The sequence below is a fragment of the Spongiibacter sp. IMCC21906 genome, assembly GCF_001010805.1.
In the GTDB taxonomy this organism is placed as follows: domain Bacteria; phylum Pseudomonadota; class Gammaproteobacteria; order Pseudomonadales; family Spongiibacteraceae; genus Spongiibacter.
Genome location: NZ_CP011477.1, coordinates 1,260,258 through 1,281,138, shown reverse-complemented (window position 1 = coordinate 1,281,138; position 20,881 = coordinate 1,260,258). Strand labels below are relative to the sequence as shown.

21 protein-coding genes are annotated in these 20,881 nt (G+C 51.7%); 13 read left to right on the top strand and 8 right to left on the bottom strand.

Going from position 1 to position 20,881, the window contains the following annotated elements; translation table 11 throughout:
- Positions 1-12: 12 nt before the first annotated feature.
- Positions 13-771: a Nif3-like dinuclear metal center hexameric protein gene (locus IMCC21906_RS05860; RefSeq protein ID WP_047011386.1), complete on the bottom strand. Its 759-nt coding sequence runs from the start codon at positions 769-771 to the stop codon at positions 13-15.
- Positions 772-925: 154 nt separating this feature from the next.
- Between IMCC21906_RS05860 and IMCC21906_RS05855 the strand changes: the two genes are divergently transcribed.
- On the top strand, positions 926-1,945 hold the full coding sequence (locus tag IMCC21906_RS05855) for a S1C family serine protease (RefSeq protein ID WP_052763612.1): 1,020 nt from the start codon (positions 926-928) through the stop codon (positions 1,943-1,945).
- A 58-nt stretch (positions 1,946-2,003) separates the two neighbouring features.
- On the opposite strand, the gene hisC is transcribed toward IMCC21906_RS05855, so the two are convergent.
- From hisC to IMCC21906_RS05825, 6 genes are all read right to left on the bottom strand, one after another.
- The gene (hisC, locus tag IMCC21906_RS05850; RefSeq protein WP_047011385.1) at positions 2,004-3,068 is read right to left on the bottom strand and encodes a histidinol-phosphate transaminase; all 1,065 of its coding nucleotides are present in this window, start codon (positions 3,066-3,068) and stop codon (positions 2,004-2,006) included.
- A complete protein-coding gene (hisD, locus tag IMCC21906_RS05845) occupies positions 3,061-4,383 on the bottom strand; it encodes a histidinol dehydrogenase (RefSeq protein WP_047011384.1) in 1,323 nt (440 codons plus the stop codon). The genes hisC and hisD overlap by 8 nt, the downstream gene beginning before the upstream one ends.
- Positions 4,373-5,038, bottom strand: a complete 666-nt coding sequence (hisG, locus tag IMCC21906_RS05840) for an ATP phosphoribosyltransferase (RefSeq protein WP_047011383.1) — start codon at positions 5,036-5,038, stop codon at positions 4,373-4,375. Before hisG ends, hisD begins: the two co-directional genes overlap by 11 nt.
- A gap of 16 nt (positions 5,039-5,054) precedes the next feature.
- Positions 5,055-6,320 (bottom strand): UDP-N-acetylglucosamine 1-carboxyvinyltransferase, encoded by a 1,266-nt coding sequence (gene murA / locus IMCC21906_RS05835; protein WP_047011382.1) that lies wholly within the window; start codon positions 6,318-6,320, stop codon positions 5,055-5,057.
- A 51-nt stretch (positions 6,321-6,371) separates the two neighbouring features.
- On the bottom strand, positions 6,372-6,593 hold the full coding sequence (locus IMCC21906_RS05830; protein WP_047011381.1) for a BolA family protein: 222 nt from the start codon (positions 6,591-6,593) through the stop codon (positions 6,372-6,374).
- Between the two features lie 115 nt (positions 6,594-6,708).
- A complete protein-coding gene (locus IMCC21906_RS05825) occupies positions 6,709-7,380 on the bottom strand; it encodes a phospholipid-binding protein MlaC (RefSeq protein WP_231580325.1) in 672 nt (223 codons plus the stop codon).
- A gap of 315 nt (positions 7,381-7,695) precedes the next feature.
- Here IMCC21906_RS05825 and IMCC21906_RS05820 point away from each other — a divergent pair, with 315 nt between their 5' ends.
- From IMCC21906_RS05820 to yjgA, 12 genes are all read left to right on the top strand, one after another.
- Positions 7,696-8,622, top strand: coding sequence for a KpsF/GutQ family sugar-phosphate isomerase (locus IMCC21906_RS05820; protein WP_047011380.1), 927 nt, complete (start codon positions 7,696-7,698; stop codon positions 8,620-8,622).
- 13 nt (positions 8,623-8,635) lie between these two features.
- Complete coding sequence (locus IMCC21906_RS05815; RefSeq protein WP_047011379.1) at positions 8,636-9,157, top strand: HAD family hydrolase; 522 nt, start codon at positions 8,636-8,638, stop codon at positions 9,155-9,157.
- Positions 9,157-9,732 (top strand): LPS export ABC transporter periplasmic protein LptC, encoded by a 576-nt coding sequence (lptC, locus tag IMCC21906_RS05810; protein ID WP_047011378.1) that lies wholly within the window; start codon positions 9,157-9,159, stop codon positions 9,730-9,732. Before IMCC21906_RS05815 ends, lptC begins: the two co-directional genes overlap by 1 nt.
- Positions 9,719-10,360, top strand: coding sequence for a lipopolysaccharide transport periplasmic protein LptA (lptA, locus tag IMCC21906_RS05805; protein ID WP_047011377.1), 642 nt, complete (start codon positions 9,719-9,721; stop codon positions 10,358-10,360). The genes lptC and lptA overlap by 14 nt, the downstream gene beginning before the upstream one ends.
- Positions 10,360-11,085: an LPS export ABC transporter ATP-binding protein gene (gene lptB, locus IMCC21906_RS05800; RefSeq protein WP_047011376.1), complete on the top strand. Its 726-nt coding sequence runs from the start codon at positions 10,360-10,362 to the stop codon at positions 11,083-11,085. The genes lptA and lptB overlap by 1 nt, the downstream gene beginning before the upstream one ends.
- 167 nt (positions 11,086-11,252) lie before the next feature.
- A complete protein-coding gene (locus tag IMCC21906_RS05795) occupies positions 11,253-12,761 on the top strand; it encodes an RNA polymerase factor sigma-54 (RefSeq protein WP_047011375.1) in 1,509 nt (502 codons plus the stop codon).
- A 78-nt stretch (positions 12,762-12,839) separates the two neighbouring features.
- Entirely contained in the window at positions 12,840-13,127 is a 288-nt protein-coding gene (hpf, locus tag IMCC21906_RS05790) for a ribosome hibernation-promoting factor, HPF/YfiA family (protein WP_047011374.1), read from the top strand.
- 33 nt (positions 13,128-13,160) lie between these two features.
- Positions 13,161-13,610 (top strand): PTS sugar transporter subunit IIA, encoded by a 450-nt coding sequence (locus tag IMCC21906_RS05785; RefSeq protein ID WP_047011373.1) that lies wholly within the window; start codon positions 13,161-13,163, stop codon positions 13,608-13,610.
- 1 nt (position 13,611) lies between these two features.
- Positions 13,612-14,469, top strand: a complete 858-nt coding sequence (rapZ, locus tag IMCC21906_RS05780; RefSeq protein ID WP_047011372.1) for an RNase adapter RapZ — start codon at positions 13,612-13,614, stop codon at positions 14,467-14,469.
- A gap of 10 nt (positions 14,470-14,479) precedes the next feature.
- Positions 14,480-14,749, top strand: a complete 270-nt coding sequence (locus IMCC21906_RS05775) for an HPr family phosphocarrier protein (RefSeq protein ID WP_047011371.1) — start codon at positions 14,480-14,482, stop codon at positions 14,747-14,749.
- A 287-nt stretch (positions 14,750-15,036) separates the two neighbouring features.
- Complete coding sequence (gene mgtE, locus IMCC21906_RS05770) at positions 15,037-16,395, top strand: magnesium transporter (RefSeq protein WP_047011370.1); 1,359 nt, start codon at positions 15,037-15,039, stop codon at positions 16,393-16,395.
- 12 nt (positions 16,396-16,407) lie between these two features.
- A complete protein-coding gene (gene yjgA / locus IMCC21906_RS05765; protein WP_052763388.1) occupies positions 16,408-16,920 on the top strand; it encodes a ribosome biogenesis factor YjgA in 513 nt (170 codons plus the stop codon).
- Positions 16,921-16,977: 57 nt separating this feature from the next.
- On the opposite strand, the gene IMCC21906_RS05760 is transcribed toward yjgA, so the two are convergent.
- On the bottom strand, positions 16,978-20,880 hold the full coding sequence (locus tag IMCC21906_RS05760; protein ID WP_047011368.1) for a YhdP family protein: 3,903 nt from the start codon (positions 20,878-20,880) through the stop codon (positions 16,978-16,980).
- Between the last annotated feature and the right edge of the window lies 1 nt (position 20,881).

The window sequence follows — 20,881 nt, the reverse complement described above, 5'->3', positions numbered from 1 at the left end:
AACCCCGCCGTTTCAGGCGGGGTTGTTTATATCGACAAAGTGATGTTCCAAACCGTGAGTGGCTGCCATATAGTTGCCCACTGCCTTGGCGCCGTAGCGCTCTGTAGCATGGTGCCCTGCGGCAATAAAGTGCACCCCCTGCTCCCGGGCGCTATGAATGGTGGGCTCAGAGACCTCCCCTGTTAAGTACGCATCCATTCCCAGCGCAGCAGCCTTATCAATATAGGATTGTGCGCCGCCAGTACACCACGCAATACGACGAATGAGGTGATCGCCCACCGCCTCCAATAATGGCTCCCGCCCCAAACACTCCGCAACGCGCCGAGCAAAATCTTGGGCGGTCATCGGCTCTGGCAAATGCCCTATATTCCCCACTGGCAAGTCTCCCGGCTCCATACCGCCGTCGACATGAATACCCAGCTTAGCTGCGAGCTGGGCATTATTGCCCATTGTCGGATGGGCATCTAAAGGAAGGTGATACGCAAACAAATTGATTTCATGGGCCAGCAATTTAGCAATGCGGCGATGCTTCATGCCCACAATGCGCTGATCTTCGCCCTTCCAGAAAAAACCGTGATGCACCAAAACCGCATCGGCCTTTTTCTCGATGGCCGCATCAATTAACGCCATCGATGCCGTGACCCCAGACACCAAACAGCGAATGTGTTCTCGTCCCTGCACCTGCAAGCCATTTGGACAATAATCATTAAATCGCGCCACTTGCAGCAGCGCGTCCAGCTCATCAGAAAAGACTTGTCGAGAAACCGTCATACCACCTCTCTAGAATTCGAAAATTGAACATTTCATGCTAGGCTAGCAGCCTCTAAAAGCCCGTTACCAAGAACAACGATAGCAAATTAAACCTGCGGGTACTGAGCCGCCCTCCATTGAGGAATTCATCTTGCTGCTGGAAAACCTAAAAAAAATGGCGTGGCCAACAAGTTTTGGGCTCTTGCTAGGCTTTTGCATACTGATATACCTCAGCGCGCAAGAGCACAAAGATTTTTCTTACGCGGTAAAACAAGCCGCTCCAGCAGTGGCTAATATCTATACCACCAAAATTGTTCAGCAACGCCACCCTTTGGCCAACGACCCTCTATTCCAACATTTTTTCAATCGCAACGGCCGGGTTAAACAGCACTTAGAACGCAGTTTAGGGTCTGGCGTTATTGTCAGCGACGATGGCTATTTGCTAACAAACTACCATGTAATAAAAGGCGCCGATGAAATTCTTGTCCTGCTCAACGACGGCAGACAAGCTCTAGCCAGTGTTATTGGCAGCGACGCTGACACCGATTTAGCGGTGCTCAAAATCAGCCTTGAAAACCTGACCAGCATTAAAGTTGCCAAACCCGAAGGTGCCAGTGTCGGCAATATTGTTCTCGCCATCGGCAATCCCTATGGTTTCGGCCAAACTGTCACTCAAGGGATCATCAGCGCTACCGGCCGCTACGGGCTAGGCCTCAGTCAATACGAAAACTTTATCCAGACCGATGCCGCCATCAACCCTGGCAATTCAGGTGGCGCACTGATAGACACCAAAGGTCGCCTACTGGGCATCAATACCGCCATTTACACCCAAAGTGGCGGCTCAACCGGCATCGGTCTCGCCATCCCTACCGATCTCGCATTACGCACCATGGATGATTTGATCCGTTACGGTCGCCCTCTGCGAGGCTGGCTGGGTTTAGAAGTGCAACCCCTTGCCACCGGCGCCAACGGTGTTGTGATTACCGGCTTAGCTCAGGATGGTCCAGCCTCAAAAGCCGGCTTGCGGGTCGGAGATATTCTTACCGATATCAACGGCGAACTAGTAGGGGACGGTCATGCGGGGATGAAGCTGATTACCTATACCCGTCCCGGTGAAACCGTGAGGATAGGTTTTTTAAGAGACAAAACGCCTATGGCCGTCACCACTGATGTGGCCGCCAGACCGAACACGTAAACCAAGCCATTACACTTAAGATCTATGGATACCCCCATAGATCTAAGCTCTACAAGCCTTAAGCCAACGCTTCTTTTAAAGCAGCAAACAGTCGATCGCTTTGTTCAGGCGTACCCACTGTGATCCGCAAAAACTGATCAATCCGCGCTGCAGAAAAGTGGCGCACAATCACGCCTCGCTCTCGCAACGCCGCCGCCAAAGCAGCGGCATCATGCTCTGGATGCTGGCAAAACAGGAAGTTAGCTGACGAGGGCAAAACCTCAAAGCCCAGTCCCCCCAACTCCTGGGCCATTCGCTCCCGTTCAACAATCACCGCTTGTCGACACTGCTGAAAGTAATCGTCGTCAGCAATAGCAGCCTCAGCACCCGCAAGCGCCAAGCGATCTAGAGGATAAGAATTAAAGCTATTTTTTACCCGTTCAAGACCATCAATCAACTCCGCCGAACCAATAGCAAACCCCACTCGCAACCCCGCCAAAGAGCGAGACTTTGAAAGCGTTTGGGTCACGAGCAAATTGGGGTAGCGATCTACTAAGGCGATGGCAGATTCACCACCAAAATCCACATAGGCCTCGTCAATGACAACGACGGTTTCATTATTTACAGCCAATAACCGCTCAATTTCAGCCAACGCCAAAAACCGCCCAGTTGGCGCATTGGGATTGGGAAAAATAATGCCCCCGTTTATGCCCTTGTAATCTTCTACCCGCAGCTGAAACTCATCGTCCAGCGGAATCGCTTCAAAGGGAATCTGGTACAGGCCGCAATACACCGGATAAAAACTGTAGGTGATATCCGGGAATAGCAATGGCTGACGGCTGCCTTGCTGAAACAAACCATGGAAAATATGCGCCAGCACTTCGTCAGAACCATTACCGACAAAAACTTGCTCCGAGGCTACACCGTGATACGAGGCAATCATCGATTTAAGATTGCTGGCATCGGGGTCTGGATAAAGCCGCAACGATTCATCGACCGCCTGCTTTATCGCCTCAATCGCCTTTGGCGAGGGGCCAAAGGGATTTTCATTGGTGTTGAGCTTCACCAAGTTACTCTGCTTAGGTTGCTCCCCCGGAACATAGGGCACCAACTCTTTAACAAAGGGGCTCCAATATCTACTCATCATCACCCGCCTTTAAACGATATTCAGCACTCAGCGCGTGGGCCGTCAATGACTCCCCCCGAGCCAAAACAGAGGCCGTTTTTGCCAGCACCGCAGCACCTGCGGGCGAACAATGAATAATCGAAGACCGCTTTTGAAAATCGTAAACCCCTAACGGCGATGAAAATCGCGCGGTTCCTGAAGTTGGCAGCACGTGATTAGGCCCTGCGCAATAATCTCCCAACGCTTCAGGAGTATGGCGACCCATAAAAATGGCCCCGGCGTGACGTATCTTCGGCAATAGCGACTCAGGGTCGGCAACTGACAGCTCAAGGTGCTCGGGAGCAATACGGTTAACCAGCATCATCGCCTCATCCATATCGGCGACTTCAATCATAGCACCCCGCCCCATCAGAGATTGTCGAATAATATCGACGCGGTCTGCCTCAGGCAGCAGCCGCGCAATGCTGGCCTCTACCGCCGCCAAAAAGTTTACATCGGGGCTGATCAAAATAGATTGAGCGTCTTCATCGTGTTCTGCTTGAGAAAACAAATCCATAGCAATCCAGTCAGGATCCGTTTGGCCATCGCAAATCACTAAAATTTCCGAAGGCCCGGCAATCATATCCAGCCCCACCAAACCAAAAACCTGACGCTTGGCGGTGGCGACATAAATATTGCCAGGACCGACGATTTTATCCACCCTGGGAACCAAGTCAGTGCCGTAAGCCAGCGCAGCAATCGCCTGAGCACCACCGACACAAAAAACCTTGTCCACGCCAGCTATTGCCGCCGCCGCCAGCACCATCTCATTAACAAAGCCTCCCGGTGTTGGCGAGACCATGATCAACTCTTTCACACCCGCCACTTTGGCCGGGATCGCATTCATCAACACCGATGACGGATAAGTGGCCTTGCCACCAGGCACATACAAACCTACCCGATCCATCGCGGTAATTTGCTGGCCCAGCACGGTGCCATCGGGCTCGGTAAAGCTCCAAGAAGACTGCTGTTGATGTTCGTGATACTGGCGAATACGCTGGGCTGCATGCTCAAGCGCGTCTCGTTGCGCGGGGTCGATATTCGCCAACGCCTGCTGACAGCGCGCAATCGGGATTTCCAACTCAGCGACACTGGTCGCCGTAAGCCCATCAAATTGCTGACTGTATTGCAGCAAGGCACTATCGCCGCGATCTTTAATCGCCGCCAATATTTGTGTTACTGACGCAACGACCTGAGGATTGGACACCTCATCCCAAGACAATAACTGACCGAGTTCTGCATCAAACCCTGCCGCCGCTGCATTTAAACGCCTAAGCACGACCTCAGCCGGCATTATCTAGCCCCCCAGTCTGCTGGCGGCGTTCTACGGCAGCGGACAAACTCGCCACAATGGTCTCGATGCTTTGATACTTACGTTTCATCGCCGCCTTATTAACCACCAGTCGCGAGCTGACATCGGCAATCATCTCCCGAGGCTCCATACCATTAGCCCGCAAAGTATTGCCAGTGTCGACAATATCCACGATCAAATCCGCCAAATTCATTAACGGTGCCAATTCCATAGCGCCGTACAATTTGATTAACTCAACCTGAAAACCACTTTCGGCAAAATGCCGCCGAGCCACATTCACAAATTTGGTGGCTACACGAACCCGTCCCGACGGCAGTGCTTCATTCACCCGCCCCGCGGTCATCAGCTTGCAGCGCGCAATGCCCAAGTCCAACGGCTCGTACATATCCTCGGCACCAAACTCCAGCAGCATATCCTTGCCCGCAATGCCCATGTCGGCAGAACCGAGTTTGACGTAAGTCGGTACATCTGTACCCCTGATAACAATTAAACGTACATGGGGAAGATTGGTTTCGAAAATCAGCTTACGACTGGTGCCAATGTCTTCCAGCGGCCAAATACCCGCCTCAGCCAACAGCGGCAGGGTTTCTTTTAAAATACGGCCCTTGGTCAGGGCGATAGTGACTGGCTGATCCACAGCAAATTCCTATAACTTAATTAGCCAGGCGGCGAATATCGGCGCCCAGAGAGTGAAATTTCTCTTCGATACACTCATAACCACGATCGATATGGTAGATACGATCCACCACGGTATCGCCATCTGCAACCAAACCGGCAATCACTAAACTGGCTGAAGCTCGCAAATCACTGGCCATCACTGGCGCAGCTTTTAAGCGCTCGGTGCCAACAATCATGGCCGTATTGCCTTCAATACTGATTTTGGCGCCCATGCGATTCATCTCATGGGTTTGAATAAGGCGGTTTTCAAAAATGGTTTCCGTCACGTGGGCAACTCCCTCCGAGACTGTATTCATCGCCGTAAACTGGGCCTGCATATCGGTGGGAAAGCCCGGATACGGTGCCGTTTTAATACTCACCGCCTTCGGCCGTTTGCCGTGCATATCCAGATCAATCCAGTCGTCGCCACACTCAATCGTCGCGCCCGCTTCTTGTAACTTTACCAGCACTGCATCAAGGGTGTCGGCGTTAATTTCTTTTAGTCGTATCCGCCCCCGGGTCGCGGCGGCAGCAACAAGATAAGTCCCGGCCTCAATACGATCAGGCATCACTGCGTAATCACAACCATGGAGCGCTTCCACGCCCTCCACCACAATGGTCGCACTACCGTGGCCAGTGATTTTGGCACCCATGGCAATCAAAAAATTGGCCAAATCAATAATCTCTGGTTCTCGGGCCGCATTTTCCAGAACAGTTCGCCCCTCGGCTAATGCCGCGGCCATTAACAGGTTTTCAGTACCACCAACAGTCACCATATCAAAAAACACATGGGCACCTTTGAGGCGGCCATTAGGCGTTGTGGCCGTGATATAGCCTTCATCAACCTCGATATGTGCGCCCATCGCTTCCAGCCCGCGCAAGTGTTGATCGACCGGACGAGAACCGATGGCACAGCCACCGGGAAAAGACACCCGCGCGTGACCAAACCGTGCCAGCAGCGGCCCCAGCACCAGTATTGACGCCCGCATGGTTTTGACTAGCTCATAAGGCGCAGTGGTCTTGTCGGTGGTGTTGCCATGAATCTCCACACACATGCTTTCATCCACCACCACTTCCGTACCCATACTCCGAAGCAGAGCAATCATCGTGGTAATGTCGTGAAGATGGGGTAGGTTGCGAACCACGACTGGCGCCTGCGCCAGCAAAGTGGCAGCAAGTATAGGAAGTGCTGCGTTTTTAGAGCCAGATACACGAATCTCGCCGTTTAGCGGTCCGCCGCCACGTATTAAAAGCTTATCCATTGGTTCTCCAGAAGGCCCAGGCACAGCCCATGACGCCTAAAACCGAAGTGACTACTCCGAGGGGCTGATCGCTTTGATATTTACCGCGTGCAGGGCTCCGTCACGAATCCAGTCGTTGATAGCGGCATAAACCATCTGCTGACGTTTAACAGGACGCACGCCATCAAAGGCGCTGCTGATCACCTGGAGATCATAATGACTACCTTCTCCTTGCACAGTAATGTCGCTGTCGGGGAAGTGTTCTGAAAGGCGATTTTTGATATCTTCAATCATCTGCTTAGCAATTCCAGCGTATCCAATTTAGGCGCAGAATTGTACGCAATTCCGGGGGGGATAGCGAGAAGGTCGCCACGACGGACGACCTTCTCAAAAGCGAAGCAGCGCGAGGTTATTTAGCCACCTTCTCTTCCATCGCCTCTTGCGGAACCACGCTCCAATTATCAATCACCTTATCGATATCGCCTTTATAGCTACGCGCATCTGCAGCAAATTGATTTTGATAAAGCTCACCCACATTCAGACCTTCAATAATCACGTTGCGTACCTTCCAGGTACCGTCGCGGTCTTTTCTCATGGTGTAGTAGACCTGATAAGGCTCAGGGCGATCACCATAGATTTTCTGGGTAACGCCAACGCTACCAGACAAATCGGCATCATCGTCCAAAGGTAAGACTTCAATACGGTTACCGTTAAAGGTCAACAAGCCTTTAGAGTAGGTGTTAATTAAGCCGCTTTTAAAGGTTTCGGTAAAACGGATAACCTGACTGCGAAACTTGGCGCGCTCTTCATCACTGCTTAAGCTTTTGTAGTAACTACCGCTACCGTACTTCCCCATAACACCCCGGGCAAAGCTTTGGAAATCTACGACACGATCCAACAGCGCTTCTACCTCGCGATTAAAGCGATCAGGGTCTTCATCGGCGTAGCCACGAGCCTCCTCAATGACACTCATTAATTCCTGAGTCGTGGAAGCCACTACCTCATAAGGGCCCTTTTCTGCCGCAGCCGCAGCACCGGCAAACCCGAAAGCAACCAAAAGAGCTAAAAAATATTTTTTCACTATAACATCCTCATTGCGACATTTAGCACCGAGCTACCCCACGCTAAGCGTTGGTTCACAGCGCTTATTCTTCCTTTATGACACCATTCTACGTTAGTCATTGCTATGTAGAGGGTCAGCAAAACCTGTTATTTTTTCACATTGGAAATTATCATAACGTCGGTTTTCTGGAGCTCAGCTCCCAGAACAGCCTGCATCAGTGATTATCATTTTGGTACAGCGTAACTTAGCCAAAGCTTAACCGAGGGTTTAACCATCAAAGAAACAACAACTACAGCCGACGGTTATACTGCGTCAGCTCAACGGGTGATTGCAATGGAAGGCGCCGCAGTGGCCGCCCTCTCTGAGCGAATCGACGACAGCTTTAACCAAGCCTGCGAACTTCTGCTGAACTGCTCTGGCAAAGTGGTGGTAACAGGCATGGGAAAATCCGGTCATATCGGTAATAAAATTGCCGCCACACTAGCCAGCACCGGCACCCCGGCATTTTTCGTTCATCCCGGCGAAGCCAGCCATGGCGACATGGGAATGATTACTGCTGGCGATGTGGTTATCGCCCTGTCCAACTCGGGAACTACCGCAGAAATTGTCACGATATTACCGTTGTTAAAATTGCTCGCGGCTCCCCTCATCGCCATGACAGGTAACCCCGCTTCTGATTTAGCGCAAAGCGCCGACGTGCATCTAAACGTCAGCGTCAACGAAGAAGCCTGCCCCTTGAACCTAGCGCCTACTTCTAGCACCACCGTGAGTCTGGTAATGGGCGATGCCCTAGCAATCGCATTATTAGAAGCACGGGGGTTTACCGCCGACGATTTCGCCTTATCTCACCCCGGCGGCGCACTGGGACGGCGATTGCTGCTAAAAATAGACAGCATTATGCACACCGGTAACGAGATACCCATCGTCACCTTGGGCACCACGGTGAGTGGTGCGCTGTTAGAAATGAGCAGCAAAGCTCTAGGCATGACCACGGTGGTAGATGAGCACGGCGTATTGCAGGGAATTTTCACCGACGGCGATTTAAGACGTACACTAGACAGCACCGCTGACATCCGTAACGCGCCCATTGAACAAGTCATGACCAAAGCCGGTCTCACTGTTCGTCCGGGTACGATGGCGGCAGAAGCTTTACGCATTATGGAAGACCACAAAATCACTGTCTTGATAGCGATAGACGAGCAGCGCCGCCCCGTGGGCGTCATCCATACCCACGACCTATTCAAGGCCGGTGTTGCTTAATACGGAAAAACCTATGCAATCCATTATTGAAAAAGCGCGGCAGATAAAGCTTCTCGCCATGGACGTTGACGGGGTACTGACCAACGGCAGCCTCTATTTTGGTAATAGCGGCGAAGAAATGAAGGCCTTCAGCATATTAGACGGTCTTGGCATTAAACTGTTGAGAGATGCGGGAATACGCCCTGCCATCATTACTGGTCGCAGCTCAACATTGCTAGAAAGGCGCGCCGCCGAATTGAAAATCGACCTGATCTATCAAGGCCGAGAAGACAAGCTGGTTGCTCTTGAAGAATTGCGCGCCGACTTGGGGCTAGAAATGGCAGAAATCGCCTATGTGGGCGATGACCTTCCCGACCTATCGGCCATCATAAAAGCTGGCCTAGGCATCACCGTGGCCAACGGTCATAGCTTTGTCGCCCGGCATGCCGACTGGCAAACCGATGCGGCTGGCGGCAGCGGTGCCGTGCGGGAAATTTGCGAGCTCATTCTCAAAGCCCAGGGTAAGCTCAATCAAGCCTGGGAGCAGTTTCTCTAATGGCGAAAGCCCTACGTATAAACGTGGCTGCCCTGTCGGTGCTGTCTGCGCTAGCCGCATTGGCAGGGACCTATCTATACCTCACCCAGTTCAGTGAGAGCGGCAAATTAAGTATAGTGGAGCACTTCGATCCCGCCCCCGACGTCGAATCGTATCTTGAGGGCATAGAAGGGATAAAATACCGGGCCGATGGCGCCGTAGCCTATCGCTGGCAGGCCAAATCGGCAGAGCGATATATTTCAGACGGCGCAGTCACATTGCAAGAACCCTTTTATTTAGGGAATATCGCCGAGCAACGCCCCTGGACAGCCACGGCGGAACAAGGCCACCTTAGCAGCACGGGTCAGCTTTTGAGCTTGGACAGAAATGTCTTAGTCCAAGAGTTGATTCGACAAGCGGAAATTAAAACTGACGTGCTAAAAATAGATTTGGAAAGCAGTGAAGTGAGCACCGACCAGCCCCTGACCCTGATTTTACCCAACGGTGAAACCAAGGCCACCGGCATGCATGCCTCCCTTAAAGAAGAACGTGTGGAGCTGATGAGCAACGTTCGGGGGCATTATGATCCCCGCTAAAACCAAAACATTCACAGACATGCTGAGCCACATTCAAAGAGGGCTCATCACCGCGATCCTCCTCAGTATTGCTGGCACAGCTTACTGCCTCCCAGATGACCGCAACCAGGCCATTAACCTCAGTTCAGACCGGGCCACCTACGAGAACAATCAAGGCATTTACAGCGGCAACGTAAAAATGTCTCAGGGCTCACTCAAAATCGAGGCTGACAAACTAGTAATAGTGGAATCTAATCGCAAAGTAGAAAAAGTCATCGCCCACGGCCGCCCCGCTAAATTTGAACAACAACCCCGAGAGGGCGAAGGGGTTGTCATTGCCAGCGCCAACACCGTCGAATACAAGCTTAATGATGAAGAAATTTTGTTGCAAAAAAACGCCAGCATCACCCATCAAGGCTCAAAAATCAGCGGGGATCGCGTCGTCTATAGCGGCAAAAAACAAACCGTCGTTGCCGATGGCGGCAGCGCGGCAGAAAATGGCCGGGTCAAGATGACACTGCAACCACAAAACCCCGACGACAACGCTAACGCCGCAAGCAAAACCGGCACAACCAAGAAAAACGAGACTTCGGCCAAAACAAACAAGCCAAGCACCCCGCCCTCTAACAGTAACAAAGCGACCCCCTAATGCCGGTATTAAAAGCAAGCAACCTCGCCAAAGCCTACAAGGGTCGCCAAATTATTCGCGATGTCTCATTGAGTATTCGCAGCGGTGAAATCGTTGGGCTGCTAGGCCCCAATGGCGCGGGAAAAACCACCTGCTTTTATATGATTGTCGGCATCGTTAACGCCGACCAGGGCCACATTACTCTCGATGATAAAAATCTCACAGCAATGTCAGTACATGGTCGAGCAAAACACGGCCTGGGCTACCTACCGCAAGAAGCCTCAATATTTCGCAAGCTTAGCGTGGCCGATAACATTTTGGCCATTCTTGAAACCCGCAAAGACCTAAACCGCAAACAGCGAAAAGAAAAATTAGAAGCCTTGCTACAAGAGTTTCACATTACCCATATCCGCGACTCAAAAGGGATGACCCTGTCTGGGGGCGAACGCCGCCGAGTGGAAATTGCCAGAGCCCTGGCCACCGACCCCAGCTTTATTCTGCTTGATGAGCCCTTTGCCGGGGTAGACCCTATTTCGGTGAATGATATTCAACAAATCATCCGCCATCTGCAGGCACGAGGTATCGGCGTATTGATTACCGACCACAATGTTCGGGAAACCCTACAAATTTGTGAAAAAGCCTATATTGTTGGTGAAGGCCGTATCGTCGCCGAAGGCGATGCTAACACGGTGCTAAACAGCGAGATCGTGCGGGAAATTTACCTAGGTGACAAATTTACACTTTAAGCGCCATTAAAATTTTGATTCGGCACAGGTATTGCAGGCTCGAATAGAGGCGACTACACTCAAGGTACGCAAATACAGAATCATTTCCTGAATTGCGAGGGTATACCACCCGTTGGTAGAGTAGAAAATACTCGCGTTACCTTTTCATGTTGTAGAAGCCACTGCCTATGAAACAATCGCTCCAGCTCAAGGTTGGCCAGCAGCTGACCATGACACCACAGCTGCAACAAGCGATCCGTTTACTTCAGCTTTCTACCCTCGATTTGCAGCAAGAAATCCAATCTGCACTGGACTCGAACCCCTTACTGGAAATCAGTGAGGACGAAGGAGTAGACACCGAATCTCAGCAACAAAACACACCCTCTAAGCCAGAAACTGATTCGGCCGAAAAAACCAACACAGAAGCAAAAGAACCTACAGCCACAGCAGATAACGATGCCGACGACAGCTGGGCCGAGCGCAGTGACATTCCCGAAGACCTCCCAGTCGACAGCCAGTGGGATGACGTTTATCAAAGCAGCGGCAGTGGTAGCAGTACTCCCAGCGCCATAGACGACAGCGATTACAACAACGACTACCGCCACGGCAGCTCAGACTCTCTGCAAGACCACCTGCGGTGGCAGCTCAATGTCAGTCGCTTGTCCGAAGTCGACCGCCTTATTGCCGACGCCCTGATTGATGCCATTGATGAAAAGGGTCGCTTGACCCTATCTATAGAAGACTTAGTTGAAAGCTTTAACAACGAAGAAGCCGAAATTGAAGAAGTACGAGCCGTGCTTCATCTCATTCAAAATTTTGATCCACCTGGCGTTGGCGGCCAAGACCTACAAGAATGCCTGCTCATTCAGTTAAGGCAGCTCCACCACGACACCCCGTGGCGCGAAGAAGCCATGCTGATAGTCGGCCAATACATGGCCCAACTTGGCAATCGAGACTACAATCAAATCATGCGCCGCTGCCGCATTAAAGAAGAGCAGCTAAAAGACATTCTCAAGCTTATCCAAAGCCTCAACCCCACCCCCGGCGACGCCGTGGGTGCCAGCGAAACCGAATACGTCGTGCCTGACGTTTTTGTCAGTAAAAAAGAAGGCCGCTGGCTAGTTGAGCTCAACCCTGATATTGCCCCCAAGATTCAAATCAACGCCCAGTACGCCTCTATGGCCCGGCAGAGCAGTAACAGCAGCGATAACAACTATATTCGTGATAATTTGCAGGAAGCACGCTGGTTTATCAAAAGCCTGCAGAGTCGCAATGAAACATTGATGAAAGTGGCCAGCAAGATTGTTGAATATCAGCGTGGCTTTCTAGAGTATGGTGAAGAGGCCATGAAGCCATTGGTACTTCATGATATTGCCGAGGCAGTGGGTATGCATGAGTCAACGATCTCTCGCGTCACTACCCAAAAATACATGCATACGCCTAGAGGCATTTACGAACTGAAATTTTTCTTCTCCAGCCATGTCTCCACTGATACCGGCGGAGAATGCTCCTCGACAGCGATCCGAGCATTGATTAAAAAGCTAATCGCCGCGGAAAACCCCCGCAAACCACTCAGCGATAGCAAAATCACCGAGCTGTTAGGAGAACAAGGCATACAGGTGGCACGCCGAACCATTGCAAAATACCGAGAATCGCTAGTCATCCCCCCCTCCAACGAGCGGAAACGACTAGTTTAGTGGCCGTGATCTTACATCACGACCGTCACTTACGCGCCGGGAGGCGCTGGTTACTTACAGCGATGAAGGAGCAACAATATGCAAATAACTGTTAGTGGTCATCACGTAGACGTCACTCCAGCTCTCCGCGACTATGTCAATAACAAGCTCTCAAAACTTCAGAGGCATTTTGACAACATAACCAATAGCGACGTCACACTCTCTGTAGAAAAACTGATTCAAAAAGCCGAAGCCACGGTACACGTTGCCGGCGCGGATCTTTTTGCCACCAGTGAATCACAAGACATGTATGCCGCGATCGATAGCCTCACCGACAAACTGGACCGGCAACTCATAAAACACAAGGAAAAGAACCTGGTCCGTTAGGACTGGCAACCCTCCTCTTATTTAGCGAATATCATGAACTTCGATTCTATACTCAGCCAAGGACGTACCCATTGTGGTACGTCCGTTAACAGCAAAAAACGCCTTCTTGAGCAAGTGGCTCAATTTATTAGCGAAGACGACTCGAATTATGATCAAGGTGAGTTATTTAATGACTTGCTCGCCCGTGAGCGCTTGGGCAGCACCGGCATAGGTCATGGCGTTGCCATCCCCCACTGCCGCAGCAGCCGCTGCCAACGCATTACCGGCATACTGTTAAAACTCGACAAAGCTATTGAGTTTGAATCTATTGACGACCAGCCGGTAGATTTAGTGTTTGCCCTGATCGTCCCCGCCGAGGCCCACGACGAGCACGTGAAAGTGCTGGGGTCTCTCGCAGCCGCCTTTAACGAAGAAAGCTTCAGAAGCCGACTTCGCCAAGCCGACAGCGACCAAACCCTGTTTGAACAGGCCATCCGGGGCTAATATGCAGCTGATCATCATCAGTGGGCGCTCAGGTTCGGGCAAAAGTACCGCCCTACACCAGCTGGAAGACGAAGGCTTTTACGCCATCGACAACCTCCCGGTGTCACTGTTGCCAGCACTGGTGCAAGAGCTGTCGCAAAATCCACTTAAAGCTCACAAACAGGTGGCCGTGTGTATAGATGCCCGCAACTCACAGGCCGAACTCCAACGTTTTAAAAGCCTTTGTGAGCAGGTCAGGCAATACGCCAAACTCAGCATTGTTTTTCTCGATGCCGCTGAAGATAAACTCATAAAACGGTTTAGTGAAACCCGTCGCAGACACCCTTTGACCAGCAAGGCCTTGCCCCTGGCAGAAGCCATAAAATTAGAAGCCATCTTGCTAGAGCCGATTGTGGTTGAGGCATCGCTGACCATCGACAGCAGCGACATGACCGTTCACGACCTCAGAGCCGCCATTCGAGACCGCATTCTTGGCGCCGATGCCGCGCAACTCGCCATACAGCTTAAGTCCTTTGGTTTTAAGCGCGGCTTGCCCATTGATGCCGACTTGGTATTTGATTTACGCATGCTCCCCAACCCCCACTGGAACGAGAGCCTGCGCAAGCTAACGGGTCGTGACCCAGAAGTCGTGGCATTTCTTCAAGACGAAGTAGACGTACAAAAAATGCATGACGATATTTTAAGCTATCTGCAACACTGGCTTCCTAAAATTGAAGCCAGTAATCGCAGCTACTTCACCGTAGCGATTGGTTGCACAGGCGGCCAACATCGCTCAGTATACATGGCGGAAACGCTGGCTTCGTCCCTCCAAAGCCAGTACCCCGGCCTTCAAGTTCGCCATCGCGAACTGCAACTATAGACGACACCCGATGGTTGAAACCAAGCTCACAATAATTAACAAACTTGGTCTGCACGCCCGGGCAGCCGCAAAATTCGTCAGCACGGCTTCCGCGTTTAGCGCCAAGGTAGAAGCCGAAGTAGACGGCCGCAGTGTTGACGGCAAAAGTATTATGGCGGTAATGATGCTAGCAGCCACCAAAGGCAGTGACATTACGATTCGCTGTGATGGTGCCGATGAGCAAAAAGCCCTCAATGCCATCACCGACATCATTAATAACCGCTTTGATGAAGGCGAATAAAATCTCAGACACCGCCAATGAATTCGCTGACAGCTCAGATTTAGCCAGCCTTAAGCCCGGCTAGCGGCTCCCGTATTCCATCCTTCTTGCAGCATGCATACAGTTGTTCGCACAACAACTTGTCCGCGTACACCCGAGATTCCTTGTAATTAGCTAGCGACGCCCTAAATCTCTCCTTTCGCACTCAGCATTGATTGTTGTCCAAGGCGCTTTAAAGGATAATTGCCAACTGCGACCCTCGCTGTATTGGCGAGGCCCTCTCGCCCCTCGTCTGCACAGAGAGATTCATGGCTGCCAGTGCTGAAAAACACCACTCAGAAGAGCAACTCCAAGCGCTAAATGACGCAATTGGAACCGGCGGCTTTTTGCAAATTCGGCGCATGATCAATGGCCTGCCCCCCGCCGACGCCGCCCACCTTATCGAATCTACCCCGCAGACCGTCCGCGCACTGCTGTGGCAGCTGGTGGATGCCGAAAACGAAGGGGATATTCTCCAGTACCTCAACGACGAGGTGCAGAGTCAATTTTTGCGGCAGATGGATGCCGAAGAAGTCGCGGCTATTACCGAAGGCCTGGAAGCCGATGACATTGCCGACATTCTCCAGCAGCTCCCCGATCGTATTATCCGGGAAGTACTGGAGTCGATGGACCACCAAGACCGGCTCCGGGTAGAGCAAGTCCTGTCCTACGACGAGGACAGTGCCGGTGGTCTAATGAACACCGACACCATCACCGTGCGGCCCAATATTACGCTGGATGTGGCACTGCGCTATTTACGTCGCCACGAACAGCTGCCCGAAATGACGGACAGCTTAATTGTCGTAAACCGCAACGACCAATACATTGGTGTGCTGTCGCTGCGCAAACTACTCGTCTCAGACCTCAATGTCACCGTTCGAGAGATTATGGACACCGAGGTAGAGCCCATTAACGCCACCCTACCTTCACCCCAAGTCGCCACCCTTTTCCAACGTCACGACTGGGTATCGGCACCAGTGGTCGATGACAATCACTATCTACTGGGCCGAATTACCATCGATGACGTGGTGGATGTTATCCGTGAAGAGTCCGACCACTCACTGATGAGCATGGCCGGTCTGGACGAAGACGAAGACACCTTTGCCGCCGTTCTCACCACTGCACCCCGACGGGCCGTATGGCTGGGCATCAACCTGATCACCGCCTTTATCGCCTCAGGCGTCATCAATATGTTTGAAGGCACCATTGAAAAAGTGGTTGCCCTGGCTGTACTCATGCCCATTGTTGCCAGCATGGGGGGCGTCGCCGGCACCCAAACACTCACCGTCGTAATTCGCGGTATGGCATTGGGGCACATCAGTCGTAACAACAGCCGCTGGCTCATTAATCGAGAATTGGTGGTCGGCGCTATCAACGGCCTGATATGGGCCGTGGTCATCGCTATTGCGGCCACCCTATGGTTTAAAGACCCTTTAATCGGCGTCATCATCGCCGCCGCCATTGTCATCAACTTAATTACGGCGGCATTGGCCGGTGCGCTCTTGCCTCTGGCAATGAAGTCTCTCAAAATTGACCCCGCCTTGGCTGGCGGCGTGGTGCTGACAACTGTCACCGACGTAGTGGGTTTTTTGTCTTTTCTCGGCCTAGCCAGCTATTTTTACGCCTAATTTGGATTGACCGTGACCGACGAATTCGCCCCCGAAAAGCCCAGTAAAACCGTCATCAAAAAAGAAATGCTTGAGCTGCAAGAATTAGGCAAAGAGCTGATTGATCTGAGTGACGCTGAGTTTGTAAAAATTCCTATACAAGATGAAGCCCTGCTAGAAGCCCTTGCCACCGCTAAACGCATCAAAAGCCGCGAAGGCCTGCGCCGACAAATGCAATACATCGGTAAATTAATGCGATTGATTGATGCCAGCCCAATTCGCGAGGCACTGGCCCAGCGAGAAAGAGGCCACCAGGAACTGGCGCGGCAATTTCACTTACTAGAAGAGCTGCGGGATCGCTTGGTAGATAAGGGCGTACAGGCCGTTGAAGAAGTCATGGAGCGTCATCCCCAAGCTGACCGCCAACATCTTCGTCAACTAATTCTTAGAGCCAACAAAGAAAGCAGCCTCAATAAGCCCCCGGCAGCCAAACGCAAACTCTTTAAATATCTTCGTAGCCTGCAAGAAGAGCAATCTCAACACTAGCCCAAACACCTAAGAGAGCACTGCACCGGTACCGACGCTTACGGAGAGTCAACATCGCTACCGGGTAACCTCCCGCTTATGGCGCAAGGTCTCATCCCGTACCACGTCTTCCACATCAAAAATCTGCTTAAAGGTCAGCTCGGGTTTCTGCAATGTGCCCGAGATGTCGTAGACCGCGCTGGAGAAGCTATCGACCTCTTCCTCAAAGACTTTACTCACCACATAGACTCCCGCCGCTGCGGGCAAGCCTCCCACTAATGCCGCCAGCCAGGGCAAATTACTGCCAATTGGCAGAGTCGCCACCAACCTTAAATCAGGCACTTCGTTTTCCATGTCGACCGAACCAGTCATCTGAAAGGCGCTTGATGGCCCCTTGATCACAAGCGGGGTTTGCAGGTTCAGATGCTGATCTGCAATCAATAATTGCCCCCTCATGCTGTCAAAAGCAATGCCGCTGCTAAACACGTCTCGAAAATCAAACTTCAACCGGCGGACAATATTGGCCATATTGAAAATACTCAATATCCGCAATGCTCCGCTGGCAGTATCCGAGGCCCGCAAAAAACGTCCATCATCAAAATCAAAGGCGACATCGCCTTCACTTGACGCCAGCTGCCAAGTATCCGGCGCGCCCGGCCAGGCTAGGCCAATATCCACTCTGGCACGCTCTGCCTCCATAACTTTAGGAAATCCCCATTGCGACAGTACCGAGGCGAAATTCCTTATCGAAAAAACACCTTGTAACTGGGACGAATCACCGCCTGCCGAACGAAGCCAATCAAAACGGTTAGCGGTATCGTCGTCACCCCCAAGACCAACACCCCGCAATCGGCCACGAAGATTTTGGAAGTGCGCCCCCCGGCTATCACTGTGTAAATCAAAGCCAAGACTACCCCAATGCTCCCCTGCAACCACCAGTTCAGCCACATCTAAGCTTATTGACGGAAATGTCCGCGGATCCTGTTCAGCAAGACCGCCGCCAGAACCGCCGCCCGAGCCGGTTAATGACGGCAATACCAATTTATCCAACGCTAATACCATTGGCGCGCGGGCGGTATCAGCCGGTATCGTAATATTTCCAGCCAACTCATCACTGACAATCTCAATATCACTACGCTTATTAACGATATCGGCACTCACACTGACATAGTGAAAGACACGCCCAAAAGCCTCTAACTCTTGCAATTGAAGTCGCTCTAAACGTACCGGCAAATCAAACCCGGATGCTTTTGCATTATTATTTAATGCTTCACCGTCGTTGGATAAATAGCGCTCCATGGCCATTTGCCACTGAGATAGCGCCGCAAAATCCAACTGACCCGCTACCAAAAACCGTCCCCGCTGGGCCTCCGCCAGTGCATTGCTCCCCAGCTCAACATGGCCACCCAGCAGCTTTCCGTCCCTTAGCGTTAAGGCCAACTGCGCCGAGTTCTGCAACGTGATGGTGATGTTGTTTTCCGCTGAGTTCGCCTGCAGGGGCATTGCAACACTTAGTTCACGAAGCTGTTCCTCAGGTTTAAACAAAGGCTGGGGTAATAACAGTGACAGGCCTTTCATATTCGAGTGAAAAACAAGGCTCGACACCTCTCCGCCCGTGCTATCCGCAGCCGTATCGCCACCTGCCACAATGCGCATATCAACCGCGGTTTCACCCTGAAGTACGTCCAATACCGACAAGTTCAACCAGCGTCGCAAATCGACCGCTGCCACCCGACCATGGCCATCAACCTGGACTGTAGTCCCCTGCTGACTGACTCCCACGGTAAATGCTTTGCCGAATAAGTTGGCCTGTAAGTTATCGCTAAATAAACCTCGGCGAGTATCGAAGCTAAGCTCACCACGAACATCGCCAAGACGTAAATTTTGCTCACGCAATGCCAAATGCTCCAAGCCAATATCGACTCGAACATCAATCTCAGGTTGCTGGCCATCAGACAATTGCTGACGCAGCGTAAAATCCACATCGGCCTTGCCCTCTCCATGCCAGTCATCCATAAAATGACCCATACGCTGCTGAATCGGAGTCTTCAACAGCAGACGCTTACCTTCGGCAAAGGCCACTTCGGTTTTTGCGGCAATATGCAGCACCGGTTTACTTAACGAGTTTTCAACAATTTCTACCGCTACGTCGGGAATATCCACATCCAGCATCTGGGCATGTGCGGCTGTAGCTTTAAAGTGATGATTGTCCAATATCAAGACCGCATCCTTCACCGTTACGCTAGGCCAATCAGAGAGAAACTTAAGCTCACCCTCACTCAGCGCTAGCGCTAGCTGGATAGAACGCTTGTCGTCTTCCTCCTTTTTAAGCGAGCCGTGATAGAGAAATGCAGCCTCGCTCACCCGGCCACCCAGCAAGCTGGCATCCAGCCACTGTAATAAATTGGCATTCAAAACGCTTGGGGTATAGCGCGCATGCCGCAGCACATCAGCCTCTTTAGCAGCAATAGCCAAGGTCATTGCCGGACTCTTTTCCTCATCAGCCTCCTTTGTTAACGGCAGGTCTAATGCCAAAGAGGCCTTCAACGGCTGCCCCTCGTTTTCGGCTTGGATTAACCCCGAACGCAGATATAAACGGTGCTCATCCAAAATCCATGACAACTCGCCCTGTACATCCTGTAGAGCAAAGACATTTTCGTATAGTTTGGGAAACAACAACCGCGCCTGGGCTGACTTCAAAACAACTCGGCCTTCATTCGGCGTCACTTCAATATACCCCGATACGCCCTCAGCACCGGGAGCGCCACGCCAAGATGAGACGGCCACCTTGTCCAATTCTGCTCGCAACTTAAACGCCACTTGTTGCTCAGCTGATTGTGGTCGCTGCCACGTTACTCTGAGGTGACGTAACGCCCCCTGAGGCGATAAATCCGTTAACACCGACTGCCCAGGAAAAGCTTTTGTCTCAGATAACAACGATACCCAAGCGTCCATCGCCAACGAGGGCAATGACAATCGCCATTGATCCGAGGCAGATTGATGCAGAGAGATACCATCCAGATTTAGTTGCTGGTCCTGCCACTGGGCATCAAAGTCGGCAAAGCTGAGATGCCAGCTATCATCGGCATGATTACCCGTGAAGCGCATATTCACATTCTGAAGACGATAATCCGGTGCATTCCACAAGGCCCCCACCGCCAGCTCAGGTGAACGCAACTCCGCCACAAGATTCACCCGTTGGTCACGCCGCCAGTTGAGCCACAGATTGCCGCTGACCTCACTATCGATCAGCGAGGCCTCCTCTTGAAACAATGGCGCTAGCGCGGAAAGGCGACTTTTATCAATTTGCAGATACGCTGCGCCATGAAACCCCTGCTTATCGCGGGGATCACCATAGGTTTCAGACTGCAGTGAGATAGTGCCTTGCTGTTCAGTATTCAGACGGGCAAAAATACGTCGAAAACCGTCATCACCTTCAAGGGAGAACCCCTCCAGCACCAGTTTTTTCTCAATGCCACTGTGGTAATGCAAGGCTAGGGTTAATGTATCCAAACGCGCATTACGAATCCCCAACACGGTGTCGAGTAGCCAATCAGGTGAGCTGGTAGATTCGTCAGACTCAAGGCCAGGCACATACCACTTACCATCTGCCTCGCGCTGATACAGATCCAGTCGCAAGGCTGACACTCGAATTTGGTTGAACTGAGGACGCTGCAACAGCATGGAGCTAAGGACATTGACCTCAATACTTGCTGAGCCAATTTTAATAGCTTGCTGATCGCCGATTTGCAGATTTTGAACTTGAATAACCGGCGCTAAACCCGACCATTCCGCAGAGAGCGAAGATAGTTGTAATTTCACCCCGGCACGGGTCTCTATTTCAGCAATTATTTGCTGCCGGTAGTCTGCCAACAAGCCGATGTATTGCCGGCCCAAACTGGCATAAAGAGCCAGCAGTACCAGCACGATTAGGGCTATAGCCCACACCAAGCGGTAAACGGCTTTAAATGCCTGCACCATA